This is a genomic window from Mesorhizobium sp. M0011, assembly GCF_040324155.1.
GTDB lineage: Bacteria > Pseudomonadota > Alphaproteobacteria > Rhizobiales > Rhizobiaceae > Mesorhizobium.
Genome location: NZ_JAMYVQ010000013.1, coordinates 121378 through 136566, shown reverse-complemented (window position 1 = coordinate 136566; position 15189 = coordinate 121378). Strand labels below are relative to the sequence as shown.

General features: G+C 63.8%; 6 protein-coding genes. 2 read left to right on the top strand and 4 right to left on the bottom strand.

Translation table 11 applies throughout. The features are described 5' to 3' along the window. The first annotated feature begins 112 nt into the window (after positions 1–112). Positions 113–1117: a L,D-transpeptidase family protein gene (locus tag NKK51_RS16610; RefSeq protein WP_352554006.1), complete on the top strand. Its 1005-nt coding sequence runs from the start codon at positions 113–115 to the stop codon at positions 1115–1117. Between the two features lie 69 nt (positions 1118–1186). On the opposite strand, the gene NKK51_RS16605 is transcribed toward NKK51_RS16610, so the two are convergent. Then, a complete protein-coding gene (locus tag NKK51_RS16605; RefSeq protein WP_013532294.1) occupies positions 1187–1873 on the bottom strand; it encodes a D-lyxose/D-mannose family sugar isomerase in 687 nt (228 codons plus the stop codon). A 191-nt stretch (positions 1874–2064) separates the two neighbouring features. Here NKK51_RS16605 and NKK51_RS16600 point away from each other — a divergent pair, with 191 nt between their 5' ends. Beyond that, positions 2065–3123 carry a D-TA family PLP-dependent enzyme gene (locus tag NKK51_RS16600; protein ID WP_352554005.1) on the top strand — a complete coding sequence of 353 codons (1059 nt, stop codon included), beginning with the start codon at positions 2065–2067 and terminating at the stop codon, positions 3121–3123. Between the two features lie 172 nt (positions 3124–3295). On the opposite strand, the gene NKK51_RS16595 is transcribed toward NKK51_RS16600, so the two are convergent. The 3 genes from NKK51_RS16595 to NKK51_RS16585 all read right to left on the bottom strand — a co-directional run bounded on the left by NKK51_RS16595 (position 3296) and on the right by NKK51_RS16585 (position 15071). After that, complete coding sequence (locus NKK51_RS16595; protein ID WP_352553978.1) at positions 3296–4060, bottom strand: heme ABC transporter permease; 765 nt, start codon at positions 4058–4060, stop codon at positions 3296–3298. Positions 4061–4196: 136 nt separating this feature from the next. Beyond that, positions 4197–5978 carry a glucan ABC transporter ATP-binding protein/ permease gene (locus NKK51_RS16590; RefSeq protein WP_352553976.1) on the bottom strand — a complete coding sequence of 594 codons (1782 nt, stop codon included), beginning with the start codon at positions 5976–5978 and terminating at the stop codon, positions 4197–4199. A 510-nt stretch (positions 5979–6488) separates the two neighbouring features. Continuing rightward, positions 6489–15071, bottom strand: a complete 8583-nt coding sequence (locus NKK51_RS16585) for a glycoside hydrolase family 94 protein (RefSeq protein ID WP_352553974.1) — start codon at positions 15069–15071, stop codon at positions 6489–6491. Positions 15072–15189: the final 118 nt, after the last annotated feature.

Here is a 15189-nt window from a genome sequence, read left to right as displayed (position 1 = left end):
GGTTCGCTGCGGCGCATCGGCACTCGGCAGCCGGACTCAGCTGCAGGGGAATGGAACCAGATCGGCCGTGCGACGTCATAGAAGCAGGTGCTCATACAGGAGTGTGACCTCCATGATCAGGCTCGTTCTTGCCGCTGCCGCTATGCTCGTCATGGCATGCGGCGCAACGGTTGCGGCAAAACTGGACGCGGCCACCGTCAACAACGCCCAATTTGACGGCAGCGAAGCGAAAGGCGTCAGTGTGACCGTGCTGAAGGCGCAAATCCTCCTGGATCGTGCACGCTTCTCGCCAGGCCTGATCGACGGCCGCCAAGCAGAGAACTTCACCCGGGCAGTCAGTGCGTTTCAAGCGGCCAACGGATTGCCTGCCGACGGCAAGCTTACCCGCGAGACATGGGACAAGCTGGTCGCGACCTCCTCGCGCCCCGCGCTTGAGACCTACGAGTTGACGCGCAAGGATGTGCGTGGACCGTTCACCAAGCGAATTCCGGCGCGCATGGAGAGGATGGCCCGCCTGCCCCGGCTCGCCTATCACAATGCCTTGGAAAAGATGGCGGAGCGCTTCCACATCAGCGAGCAGCTGCTTGAACGGCTCAATCCCGGCATCGGCTTCAGAAAGGCGGGGCAAAAGCTGCTGGTACCAGCTGTCGCCCGAGGTGATCCGCCGCAAGACATTGGGAACGTTGAGGTCGACAAGAGCGCTCGCCAGGTTCGCGTGCTCGACCCTTCCGGCAAAGTGCTTGCGACGTACCCCGCCTCGATCGGGAGCCAGGAGAAGCCCGCGCCGAGTGGCGAGGCAGAGGTCAAACGCGTGGTGCGCCACCCAACCTATCACTACGATCCGGAGTTTGCCTTCAAGGGGGTGAAGACCAAGCGGCCCTTCACGATCGCTGCCGGACCAAACAATCCGGTGGGATCGGTCTGGATCGATTTGTCCATCGATAGTTATGGCATTCACGGGGCGCCGGACCCAGGCAAGATCGGAAAGACCTTCTCGCATGGTTGCATCCGCCTGACCAACTGGGATGCCGAAGACCTCGCCTCCAAAGTGCAAAAAGGCACAAAGGTCGTCTTCAGGGACGAAGCGGCAGGATCGGTCGAACAAGGATCGCAGTAGGTAGGCGCTACCGGCTAACCCGCTTTCGATCGTGGGGCTGGCGTCACCGAAGGCATGGGGCGGCGCCCCCTACCCCAGCCACTTCTCATAGTCGGACACCAGCAGGTGGATCGGGGCAACGTCTTCGTCGATGTTGGAAAAACGGCCGATCGGTTCGCGAAACACATTGTCGGTGAGATCGTCATTGACGGTCGAGACCTCGCCGATCAGCACGTCCTTGCCCTCGGCCCAGAAGGCATGCCAGACGCCAGGCAAAAGCGTGACGCTCTGGCCCGGGTCGAGCTTCAGGAGCCCACCCGCAGGCAGCCTGTGGATGGTTCCGTCGACCGGCACCGAAACCTCCGCCTTGGGATCGATGCCGCCATCGCGGTCATGCATGAACAGTTCCAGCACCAGCTTGCCGCCGCCACGGTTGATGATGTCCTCGGCCTTGATGTTGTGGCGGTGCATCGGCGACAGCTGGTCCTTGCGCGAGATCATGATCTTCTCGGCATAGAGCATGCCCATGCCCTTCTTCATGTCCTCGTAGCGGCCGTTGCGAACGGTGAACAGGAACAGGCCGAGTTCCCTGAACTTCTCTTGCCCGTAATCGGTGATGTCCCAGCCAAGCCGCGAGGTGAATACGGCCGACGAGTCGACCTGACGCGCCTTCGCCTCCTGCGGCGACCAATAGGCGAAGGGCGGCATGATGTAGCCGAACGAGCGGATGAAAGCGTCGGCTTCGCGGATGATGTCGTTGATGGCGGAGCGCTTCATGATCATGATCCCTTCGTATCGATTTGTCTGGCAAATCGCATAGCCGAACGTCGATGCGGTGTCGATCCATCTCGCCGTCCTGTCCGGCGTTGCGCTTAGGTGCATGGACCACAGATCCGCTTCGCTGGCCGCGTGACATCACGGATTTTCAGGGCCATAAAACCCGCGGATTCCTCATGGGGTGAAAGATGATGCCGACCGTCCACGATCTCGATACGCCATCCATCCTGATCGACGCCGCGCGCGCGGAAGCCAACATTGCCCGCGCCCAGGCGCATGCCGACAAGAACGGGCTGAAGCTCAGGCCGCATATCAAGACGCACAAATTGCCCTACTGGGCGAAGAAGCAGGTGGCGGCCGGCGCCGTCGGCATCACCTGCCAGAAGATTGGCGAGGCCGAGGTGATGGCGGATGCCGGGCTGACCGATATTTTTCTTCCCTACAACATCCTTGGGCGCGCCAAGCTGGAGCGGCTTCTGGGGCTACACGGGCGCGTCACCCTGTCGGTGACAGCGGACAGCATGGAGACGCTCGAAGGGCTGGCAACCACCTTCACCGATGCCGGTCATCGCTTGCAGGTGCTGGTCGAATGCGACACCGGCATGGGCCGCTGCGGCGTGCAGTCGGCTGATGAAGCGGTCGCGCTGGCAAGACGGATCGACAGAGCCGGCGGCCTCGCCTTCGGCGGACTGATGACCTACCCGGCCGCCGGGCGGGCAGCGGAGGCCGAAGCCTGGCTCACCGAGGCCAAGCAGGCACTTGCCGCGTCGGGCCTCGCCTGCGAACGCATCTCCAGCGGCGGCACGCCGGATATGTGGCGCTCCAGCGATACATCTGTTGTCACGGAGTATCGTCCAGGCACTTACATCTATCTCGACCGCTATCAAGTCGCCAAAGGCGTCGGCGGCCTCGACGACTGCGCGCTGACGGTGCTGTCGACGGTGGTCAGCCATCCCACAGCGACGCGCGCTATCCTCGATGCCGGCAGCAAGGCGCTGTCCAGCGACACGCTGGGTCTCGCCGATTTCGGCGAGTTGCTCGGCGTGTCGGGAGCGCGGGTGACGGGCTTGAGCGAGGAGCACGGCACCGTCACGTTTTCGGGCGACGGCAAGCTGCGCATCGGCGAGCGCGTGCGTGTCGTGCCCGACCATTGCTGCGTCGTCACAAACCTGTTCAACGAGGTCAATCTGGTCGACGGCGACAAGGTGCTGGAAACGTTGCCGGTGGCGGCGCGCGGAAGGATGGGGTGAGGGTCATCATCAAGGCCAGCGAAACGCCGCAGTATCTTCAGCACGCCGGCGGGACAGCGCCCCCTCTGGCCTGCCGGCCACCTCCCTCAAGTGGGGAGATCAGCAGCTTCAGCGCCCCACTCACTGCTCAGAGATAGACGTTGGCGAAAGCGAAAATTACAGTCGACGCGCGTCAGTTGGCGGACCGCTCGGCCTGCCGTGCCGCAACCCTGCGCATGGCAATCACCCGGCGGCGGCGGATTTCGGTGCGCATCGCCATCAGGTGCAGCGCGAAGAACAGCACGGTAAAGCCGAGCGCCATCACCAGAAGCGGCCATAGCAGGCTGGGGTCGATAGTCGAGCCGCCCATGCGGAACACCGAGGCTGGCTGATGCAGCGTGTTCCACCAGTCGACCGAGAATTTGATGATCGGGATGTTGATGAAGCCGACCAGCGTGATGATGGCGGCGGCCCAGGCGGCGCGGCTTGCGTCGTCGAGTGCGCGGGTCAGCGCGATGATGCCGAGATACATCAGGAACAGCACGAAGACCGAGGTCAGACGCGCATCCCAGACCCACCAGGTGCCCCACATCGGCTTACCCCAGATCGAACCGGTGATCAGCGCCAGCGCGGTGAAGACAGCGCCGATGGGGGCTGCGGATTTCAGCGCGACATCTGCCAGCGGGTGCCGCCAGACAAGCGTGCCCAGCGCCGAGACCGCCATCAGCGTGTAGCACATCATGGCCAGCCAGGCGAAAGGCACGTGGATGTACATGATGCGGACGGTTATGCCCTGCTGGAAATCCTCAGGCGCGGCGAAGCTCATATAGAGCCCGACGGCGAGGATGAGTGTGGCGATCGTGGCCAGCCACGGCACGACCTTGTCCGCCAGCCCGACGAAGCGCGTCGGGTTGGCGAGATCCATCCAGCCGGTCAGGCGTGAAGTCGTGTCGCTCATGCGTTTCTACATAAACCGCCGTGGCGTTCGGGGCAATCGAGCGGTGGTGTCGCAGACGCAATTGGGGCGGCCGTGCCTGTACTCTCACCTGGACCTATGGTCCGACCTCCCACAAGGGGAGGTCGGAGAAAGAAGCTCAGGCGGCTGCTTCCTGCTGTTGCTGTACGGTGCGGCTGAGGCGGCGGACTTCCTCGTCGTTGAGCAGGCCGCCGGCGCGCAACAGGCTGGCAAAGCGGCCATTGCGCAGCGACAGCTCGGTGAAGCCGCCCATCTCGACCACCCTGCCCTTGTCCATGAACACGACCAGATCGGCGTCGCGAACGGTGGTCAGGCGGTGGGCGATGATGAAGGTCGTGCGGTCGCGGCGCAACTCGTCGATCGCTTCCTTGACGCGGTCCTCGGTCTCGACGTCCAGCGCGCTGGTCGCCTCGTCGAGCACCAGGATCGGTGCGTCCTTCAGCACGGCGCGGGCAATGGCGATGCGCTGACGCTCGCCGCCCGACAGCTGGCCGCCACGTTCGCCAACCACCGTGTCGTAGCCATTGCTCTTGGACAGGATGAAGTCCTGTGCGGCAGCCGCATTGGCGGCGGCATGAATCTCGTCATTGCTTGCATCGGCGCGGCCAACACGGATGTTGTCCTCGATCGAGCGGTTGAGCAGCCCGGCATCCTGGAATACGGTGGCGATCGAATGGCGCACCGACTTGCGGGTCACGGTACGGGTGTCGATGCCGTCGATCAGGATACGGCCATGGGACGGCGAGAAGACACGCTGCAGCAGGTTGATGAGCGTGGTCTTGCCGGCGCCCGTCGGGCCCACAATGGCGACGGTCTGGCCCGCCTGCACCTCGAAGGACACGTCGTCGATGCCTTGGCCGGAATTGGCGAACTCAAAGCCGACATTCTCGAAGCGGACATGGCCGGTGACGTTGGCAAGATCGCGCAAGCCGTCCGGCTCGGCGGCATCAGCCGCGGAGTTTTCGAGGTGGTAGAAATCCTCGAGCTTGGCACGGGCCTCCGAAATCTGGTTGGCGAAAGCCGACATCTGGTCGAGGCGAGCGATCAGCATCGTGGCAAAACCGGTGAAGGCAATGACGTCGCCGACACCCAACTGACCATGAGTGACGAGATAGGAGCCGATCGACAACACGATCAGCATCGAGATTGCCGATGACAGACGGTGCAAGGCATTGGCCAGCGCCCACCAGTCGAGCACGGGGTTCTGCGCGTCGAGCAGGTTCTTGACGTAGCGGCGCAGCGTATCGGCCTCGTGGCCGAGGCGATTGTAGCTCTGCAGCACCGCAACGTTGCTGACCGAGTCGGTCACATGCGCGAACACCTTGTGGTAGTGACGCTCGACCGCAGCCTGGCCCGCCTTGGTGCGGCGCATGACCATCCGGCCGATGCCGACATAAAGCAGCCCGAGGCCAAGCAGCACCAGCGACATGCGCAGGTCCATGCTGATCGCGGTCGGAACCAGCAGCACGAGGGCGACAGCCGTGGACAGATGCTGGCGCATGAATTCGAGCCAAAGGCTGAACAGGGTTTCGACGGCGCGCAGCATCGTGTGCAGCGCATTGGAGGTGCCGTGCTGATGGTGCCAGGCGAGCGGCATGGTGATCACACGCTCGAAGGACTGGCACAGCACTTCGCTGCGCCGAGCATGGGCGAAGCGGTCAGCGCCGCGCGCCACCATGACGAAAGCAACGATGTTGAAGGCGCCGAGACCGGCCCACATGACCAGCGTGGTGAAGACAGAGCCACGCTCGGAGATGGCGCCGATGACGCGACCGAACATAATTGGCTCGAGAAGCGCTACGATGGCGAGAGCCACGTTGGCCGAACAGATCAACGCAACGCGTTTCCTGTCCGCGGCCAGATAACCGAGAGCTCGCCAGTAGATTTGCAGAAGGGTCACCCCAGTTACTCCGCCACGCTGTTTATTGTGCACTGCATCATTTTATTCGTACCGGTTGATACGTCGCAAAACAATGGCCGTGTACCCCTTCAGTTCCCTTAGAGCGAACAAAAGATGGCGACGTTCCGAAATCTGCCGTGATCACCTAACGGTTTGAGAAGACAGGTAAAATGTCAGGCATGCGGCGAAATCATGGCAGTTGGCACGTGCTGCCACAATTTTAATCAGCAACAATGTCGGGCGGATGACTAAGGCCGAAATCGCCTTTTGCGAAGTATAGAGCGAAACAAAGCTGCAGGGCGCCCTTCCAGGTGAAGGGAGGCCAAACTCTCACTGCTCGTGGCGCCCCTGTCGGACGCCTCAAGCCTTTGATTTCATGCACTCCTCGGTGGCATGTCCTTCAATCGGCAGGCGGCAACGCCAGGCGGGACGGCCTCTCATCCCGCCGTGGCGGCAAAAGTCGCGCCCCGGATCCCAGGCCCGAGCGCATAGTTTTTGAGCAACATTGCATTAAGCCGGGATCCGGATGACCACCTCGGCAACTTCGCCGTCCTTCAGTTCGACTGCCGAAACCTTGGTCTTTGTCCCATTCACCTCCAGCGACACGGCCTTGGCCTTATTGTCGCGGATGACGCGAACCCTGAGTTCCGCTCCCAGCATTTTGAGATTTGCCGAGTACCCATTCCAGTGGCTCGGCAGCTTCGGCTTGAACTGGACACGTTTGCCGCGCCGTTCGATGCCCAGAATGCCCTCGACCGCAGCCCTGTAGAGCCAGCCGGCAGAGCCGGTGTACCAGGTCCAGCCCCCACGGCCGCCCTTGCCGTTGCCGGCATTGTCGTCGCCGGCATAGATATCGGCCGCCACGACATAGGGCTCGACACGATAGTGCTCGGCCGTGGCCTCGTCGGTCGCATGGTTGACGGGGTTCAGCATCGAGAAACAGCGATAGGCCTCGTCGACCTGTCCCATCTCGGCAAGCGCGATGACGAACCATGTGGCGGCATGGGTGTACTGGCCGCCATTCTCGCGCACACCGGGCGGATAGCTCTTGATGTAACCCGGGTCCTTCTCCGTCTTCGAGAAGGGCGGCGTGAACAGCTTGACGATCTTCAGCTTGTCGTCGACGAGCAGCTTCGTTGCTTGCTCCATCGCGGTCGTCGACCGTGCCGGATCGCCCTCTCCCGAAAGCACGCTCCAGGACTGGGCGATCGAGTCGATCTTGCACTCCTGCGAGTTGCGAGACCCCAAAGGGGTGCCGTCGTCGAAACTGCCGCGCCGGTACCATTCGCCGTCCCATGCGGTGCTCTCAAGCGCCCGCTTCAGAACATCGGCATGCTTTGCCCAGGCCTGTGCTCGCTTGGCGTCGCCCTCGGCCTTGGCGACGGGGGCGAAGTCGCCCAGCGTCTTCAGCAGGAACCAGCCGAGCCAGACGCTCTCGCCCTTGCCCTGCTCGCCAACGCGGTTCATGCCGTCGTTCCAGTCGCCGCCGAGGATCAGCGGCAGGCCCGCGGGGCTGCTGCGCTTGATGGCGAGATCGAGCGCACGCGCGCAATGGTCGTAGAGCGACGCTGTCTTCTTCGAGATTTCCGGGGTGAAGAAGGCATCGTGCTCGCCCTCGCCCAGCGGCTGTCCATCGATGAAGGCCAATTGCTCCTTCAGGATGGTGGCATCGCCGGTGACCAGCAAATAGCGCGCCGTGGCGTGGGCAAGCCAGACCACGTCGTCGGAGATCAACGTACGCACGCCAGCACCCGTGCGCGGCAGCCACCAGTGCTGCACGTCGCCTTCGGGGAACTGCCGCCGCGCCGCGTTGAGGATTTGGTCGCGCGCCAGTTGCGGGTCATGCGCCAGCAGCGCCAGCGTATCCTGCAACTGGTCGCGGAAGCCGAAGGCACCGCTGGCCTGATAGAAGGCGGAGCGGGCACGGATGCGGCAGGCCAGGCTCTGATAGGGCAGCCAGTGATTGACCATGGCGTCGAGCGCCTTGTCAGGCGTCTCGACCTGGATGGTGTCGAGAAAGCCGCGCCATTCGCGCTCATTGTCGGCCAGCCGCTGGTCGAAATCCTTGACCCGGTGCTCTTGCACCAGCGCGCTCGCCTCCCCGACCGACTCGGCATCGCCGAGCAGCCAGAGCAGCGTCACGTCGCCGCCAGCCGGAATCTCGACGTCGCGGGCGATAGCCGCGCACGGATCGTCGCCGGCCTCGACACGGCCAGACAGCGCTGCACCACTCAGCACCGCCTGCGGCAGCTCGCTGGAGCCATGCCGGCCTAGGAACTCCGACCGGTCTGTCGTCACCGAATGGACGCCGCCGTCTGCCGCGAGGAACGCAACCCGCTCGCCAAAATCCAGCCCGTAGGGGTTTTGTGCCAGCAGCGCCCCACTGGCGGCATCCCGCGACGGGACGATGGTTGCCGCAGTGCGCGACCGATGCCCGCCGAGCACCCATTCGGCATAGGCATAGACACGCAGCCGCGCCGGCACCGAGCCGGAATTCTGGATGCGCAGCCGCGAAATCTTCAGCGGATCGACCGGATCGACGACATGGGTGAGATCCATCGACAATGGTCCGCGCTTCGAGCGGAAGGTCGAGAACCCCTGGCCGTGCCAAGCCTCGTAGGTCATCGTGGGATCGCGCACCACGGCGGCGAGCGGCGAGAATGCCTTGCCGCTGGCCTGATCGTAGATATAGAGGCCCTCGCCCGGCCGGTTCGAGACCGGATCGTTCGACCACGGCGTCAACTGGTAGTCGCGGCTGTTTCGGCTCCAGGTGAAGGCAGCGCCCTCGGCCGAGGTGTGGAAGCCGAACGAGGCGTTGGAGACGACGTTGATCCAAGGCTGCGGCGTCGTGCGCCGGCCGGCCAGGCGCACGACATAGTGCCGCCCGTCGCCGTCGAAACCGCCAAAGCCGTTCCACTGGCTGAGTCCGCTTCCATCGGCGCCGGCATTGGCCACCGCCTGCGAGGCAGGGGTATGCGTCGTGGGTGTCGGCGATGGCAATTCACGCGGAATCGGCAATGCTGCCAGGGCGTCCCGCGCCTGCAGAGCCGCGGCCTCGGCGCGCTCGATCTGGTCGAAGATAGTGCCGTTGCGCGTGTGCAGGACCACCCGGGCGACAGCGAGCAGCGTCTTGTAGGTGGTCTCGTCCATGAGGTCGCGGCGCACCGCGAAAATGTGCTGGCGCGGTCCGAGCTCCTTGCCGCGCAGGCGGCTGTTTTCGCACAGCGTCTCGACCGCCCGTTGCAGGTCCTGGACATAGGAGGACGCCTGCTCGTTGACGACGACGAAGTCGATCATCATGCCGCGGGTGCGCATATATTCCTGGAAACGCAGCGCCTGGGCAACGATTTCGAGATCGGCGACATCGCCGATCCTGACCAGGAAGATCGGGAAATCGCCGGAAATGCTTGTCGGCCACAGGCTCGACTGCTTGCCCAGCCCCGTGGCGATGGATTCAGCGGGAAGACGCAGGAACGGATCCGGATAGATCAGGTATCGCGCCAGCTTCTGCACATTGGCGGCATCGGTCAGGCTGAGGCCCATATGGCGGGTCTGCACCTGGCTGCGCGTCCAGGCAAGCATGGCCTGGCGGGCAAAGCTCTCCGGATGGTCGAGGCGGGCGATGGCTTCGTCCAGCTCGGTGCGGCCAGCGCCGACGACGGTCCAGAAGGTCAGCGATATCTTCTTGTTGGCCGGCACGCGCACCTGGCGGCGCAGCGACGCGACGGGATCGAGCGTAAAGCCTGAATGGCCGCCCAGCCTGGCGCCCGGGTCGAAAGCGGCTGCGTCGACGATGGTACGGCCACGGCCGATGAAGGCGCGCCTGTCGGTCTCGGCCTCGGCATCGCGCGCCGATCCGGACGGATCGGTGACGAAATGCACCATGGCGATATCGGGCTCGCTGGTCTCGCGCTTGCGCCGCGTGGCGAAGATCGCCGCGTTGTTCGCAGAGATTTCGGTTTCCACGAACATCTTCGAGAAGGCCGGATGCGCGTTGTCGGACGCCTCCAGGCCGAGCACCAGTTCGGCAAAGGAGGTCACTTCAATGTGACGGTCGGACGGACCGTCATTGTAGAGCGTGACCCGACGGCCCTCGCCATTGCCTTCCGAGATGACGATGCATTCGACCTCGGAGCGCAACGTGCCCACCGATTTGACGAAGCTCGCCTTGTCGTCGGAGAACAAGGTCTGCGCCTTTTCCTCGGCGGCGCGCTTCGGTTCGGCTGTAGCCGACCACCAGTCACCTGAGCCTGCGTCACGCAGGAAGATGTAGGAGCCGAGCCGGTCCTCGGTCGGATCCGGTTGCCAGCGTGTGACGGAGAGATCGCCCCAGCGGCTGTAGCCCGAGCCGGTCGCGGTGACCATCACCGAATAGCGGCCGTTCGACATGACGTTGGTCGACCGCAGCGACTGCAGCGGATTGAGCACGATGCGGGTGTCGGGGCTGTCGACTTCGGTCTCGTCCTTGGAGCGTTCGTCGGCCTCGGTCCTGACGGTCGCGGTCGGGATGTCGCGCGGCGCCCTCTCCTGCAGCAAGAGTTCGGCCGATTCGATGACCGGGTCGCTGTGAAAGCGGTCGCGCATGCGACCTTCGAAGATGGCGTCGGCAACCGCCGCGATCGACATGCCCGAATGGTGGGCCATGTAGTTCTGGACGACGACGTGATCCGTGCCTTCCGGCACGCGCTGCGGCGTGAAGTCGACGGCATCGTAGTAACCGTGGCGGCCGAGCGCCCCGATCTCCCGCAATCGGGCGAGATTCAGCACGGCTTCACGCGGGTTGAACTGGGCCGCGAGTATGGTGGCGTAAGGCGCGATCACCGTGTTCTGGCCAAGGCCGCGCTTCAGCCCGAGACCTGGAACGCCGAAATTTGTGTATTGGTAGGTCAGTTCGCGGTCGCGCGCATTGTAGGCGGCCTCCGAAATGCCCCACGGCACGTTCTTCTGGCGGCCGTACTGGATCTGGCGCTTGATGATCAGCTTGCTGGTCTGGTTGAGGATCGAGCCCTGCGGCTCCTTCATCACCAGCGGCGGCATCAGGTATTCGAACATCGAGCCGGACCAGGACATCAGGGCGCCCTGGAAACCGATTTCGACGATCGGCCGGCCAAGCCGGAACCAGTGCTCGGTCGGCAGGTCGCCCTTGGCGATGGCGAACAGGCTGGTCAGCCGCGCTTCGGAAGCCAGAAGGTCGTAGCAGCTTTCGTCGAGCTGGTGCTCCTCGACCCGGTAACCGATCGACAACAGCTTGCGCTCCGGCCGCATCAGGAAGGAGAAATCCATCTCGAAGGCGTAGCGGCGCGTGCGCTCGCGCAAGGTGAGCAGCTTGGCACGCAGCGCCTCGACGGCATTGTCGTCGCTGTGCGCGTCATGGACGTGCGCTTCGCAGGTGGCTTCCAGCCTTGCCGCCCAGTCGACGATGACGTCGCTCTGGGGCGACACGGCCTCGGTATGGATGGCGGTGGCCAATTTGCGGATCTCGCCGGCCAGCACAGCCAGGTTGATGGTGCGGATCGACGCCATTTCGGGCTGCGCCTTGATGGTGTCGACAGCGCGCCGCATGCCGTCGAGACGGTCCGCGAGACGCTGGCGCAGCGGGCGCAACTGACGGCGGTCGTCGGGCAAATCATCGAGGCTTTCGCTGAGGATGGTGACCGTGTCGAGAATGCCTTCGAAATCGCCCTGGAGATGGACGGAGGGCGCTTCGGCCCATTCGGCGCAGGCCGCCGCCACCGCCACCAGATGGCCAGCGAGATTGCCGCTGTCGACAGCCGAGATGTAAAGCGGATAGAGCGGCTTCAGTGTCGTCGTGTCGTACCAGTTGAAGAGGTGACCGCGCTCACGCGGCATGCCCTCGATCGTCGCCATGGTGGCGTCGATGCGGGTGATGGCGTCGGACAGGCTGATCCAGCCGAAGTCGCGGGCGGAGACGACGGACAGCAGGTAGACGCCGATATTGGTCGGCGAGGTGCGTGGCGCCACCACCGGCGCCGGGCTTTCCTGGAAATTATCGGGCGGCAGATGGTGGTGTTCTGCCGTCACGAAGCTTTCGAAATAGTGCCACGTGCGCCGCGCCACCGTGCGCAACGTGTGGATGTCGGCCTGCGATATGCGCAGCCGATCCTCGGTTTCAGCCGAACGGCTGATCCAGCTGGCGATGGCCGGCGAGCCAATCCAGAACAGGGCGAAGAAGAAGGCGACGAAGGCGCCGGTCGAATCGGCCAGCACCGGAATGGCAAGGCCGACGAAGCCGATGATCACGGCGCCATACATCATGCCGTAATACGACCCGACATCGTTGTCGCCCGCCTTATGCGCCTGCGAGGCGGTGCGCCATTCCAAAAGGTTCTGGCGGCTGACGAACAGCCGGTAGAGGGTACGCACGATGGCATCGCCCATCATCCAGGCGTTATGCGCCATCAGCACGATTTTCAGCGCCACCATAGCGGTGCCGAAAGCGACGTCGCGCGCCAGGGCCGAGAAATGGCCGCGCGGCGTCTGGTCGCCGCTCTTGGGCAGGATGGCGTTGACGATGTCGAATGTCGGCGCCATGAACAGGCTGAGGATCAGCAGGGCCTGCCATTGCGCGGCCTGCGTGAAGGGCAGCAGCGTCCAGCCGGCGATCGCCGCCATCACCCAGAAGATCGGCGTCAGCGAGCGGCGCAGATTGTCGATCATCTTCCAGCGCGACAGCGCCGGCACGCCGGAGCGCGGATCGAGCATGAAGCCGAGCAGCTGCCAGTCGCCGCGCGCCCAGCGATGGTGGCGCGAGGCGTCGACCGAATATCGGGTCGGATAGTCCTCGACCAGTTCGACGTCGGTGACCAGCGCCGCGCGCGCGAGCGCGCCTTCCAGCAGATCGTGGCTGAGGATGGTGTTTTCCTCGATGCGGCCCTGCAGCGCGGCCTCGAAGGCGTCGACATGATAGAGGCCCTTGCCGGTGAAGGACCCGTCGCCGAAGACGTCCTGATAGAGATCGGACACGGCAAAGACATAAGGGTCGAGGCCGCGATTTGCCGAAAACACCCGCTGGAAGAACGACGCATCGTCGCCTGATGTCAGCGACGCGGTGATGCGCGGCTGCAGGATCGCGTAGCCGGCCGTGACGACGCGCTTGCTGGCATCGAAATGCGGCCGGTTGAGCGGGTGGCAGAGCTTGCCCACGAGGGTGGCGACCGCGTCACGGGTGGTGCGCGTGTCGGCATCGAGCGTCATCACATGGACGACGTTCTCCGGCAGCGGCACGTCGAGCGGCAGGAACGTGGTGTCGCTGTCGCCGCGCAGCAGAAGATCGAGCTCGTGCAGCTTGCCGCGCTTGCGCTCCCAGCCCATCCAGGCCCCTTGCGCCGCGTTGAAAAGCCGGCGCCGGTGCAGGATGTAGAAACGGGGCGCGCCTTCGGAGGGATAGCGGGCGTTGAGACGAGCGATTTCGGTACGGGCGAATTCGAGGATTTCGGTGTCCGCCGCATCAATCTCGGTCTTCGAGTCTGGCCAGTCCGACAGCAGCGCGAAATGGATTTCATCGGCCGTGTTGGCGAGATGATGCACCTCGATGTTGCGGATGTTTTCCTCGACATCGTCGCGCGAGCCGATCAGCGACGGCACCACCACCAACGTGCGCGCCTCGGGCGGCACGCCGTGCCGGTAATCGTAGCCGACGAGGCGCGTCGGTTTCAGGAACAGCGATACGACCGTGTTGAAGAAGGCGAGCGCGCCCTCGCTGGCCGGCACGGCAAAAAGCGCCAGCATGAGGACGATCGAGGGCACCGACAGGCCAAGATTGGCAAGCGCGTTGCCGGACAGAACGAGAAGCAGCGCCGTCAGCGCAAACACGGGCACGACGATGCCGAGCCAGCCGGTCTTGCGGAAGGCACGCTTGACTGTCTGGCTGATGGTGGGCCGATAGCCGATCGCCTTCTCCAGCTCCAGCCGGCGTGGGCCGACGAGAAAGAAGCCGACATCGGTGTGGGCGGACCCGGTTAAAACGGCGTCGCCGTCACCATCGCTGGCGGCGTGGCCGGCCAACTCGATGGCCATCTCGGCAACGCGATATTCCGAAAGGTTCGAGCGGCGCGCCAATTCCTCGATCGCGGTCCGGTACTGATCGCGCGAGAAGAAGTCGAGCGCGGCGAAATCGGTGCGCTCGCGCAGCACGGTGTCGATGCGGCTGACGCCTTCGAACCACACCGTCCAGTCGACGTCGTTGATGAGGCGCAGGCCGCGGATGATGTTGCCCGTCGTCACATTGCCGCTGGACAGCGTGTGATGTTCGGAAATGATGATTTCCTCGGCATCGGAGCCGGTCTTTTCGAGCTCGCCTTCCAGCCATTCCAGAGCCTTGCCGGCATTCTGCGATCCATCGCGCAAGCGATAGAGCAGTTGGGTGGCGAAGGTGGTGTCCTGCGCGTGGGCGCTGAAGTTGGACAGGATCGACTGCCGGTCGGCGCTGTCGTCGGTGGCCAGGACCTTGTCGGCCACATCGTTGGCGATCTGGCGCATCTGGCGGGTGCGATTGACCCTGACGGCCAGCCGGCGGAGATTTTCGATCAGGACGAAGCGCAACAGCGAAGGCAGCGCCCAGAGTTCGCCGATCTTCAGCGGCTCGACCGACTGGAAACCCTGGACGATGGACTTGAACATCGTCGCCGAAACGGAACTGTCCGAATGCGCCACATAGGTCCAGGCCAGCGCCAGCGCGCGCGGCACAGTGCCGTTGTCAGGCAGTTTCAGCGTCGGCAACTGACGATAGAATCGGCGCGGCAGGTCGCGCTTGACCTGGAAAATGGTCTCTTCGACCAGGTAATTGTTGTCGAGCAGCCATTGTGCCGCCGGCGTGATCGTCTCGCCCCTCGCCTGCGCAGCATTGGTCGACCGGTAGACTTCCAGGATCTTCTTGGCGCTATCCCGGATACGGGCCTGGAAATCAAAGGGCGTCAGGCCGAACAGGTCCGTGAGGTCGCCTTTTGCCAGGCTTTCGCCAAGCAGCCGAAGGCGCTCTTCGGGCAGGTAATTGGAACGGATCGGCTCTTCGGTAATGGCCGGGAAGCTTGCGCTTGTCTTCTCGATTTGGGCAGGATTCGTCTGAATATTCATTGAAAATTCCGTAAGCGGGCACTGAGCGGCGTCACCGCCACGGCAATGGCCCTAAAACCGGTTCAAATGCAATTGGTTGCATAAACCCCACTTGGCGAAAGTTTGTTTCCGCACCGCG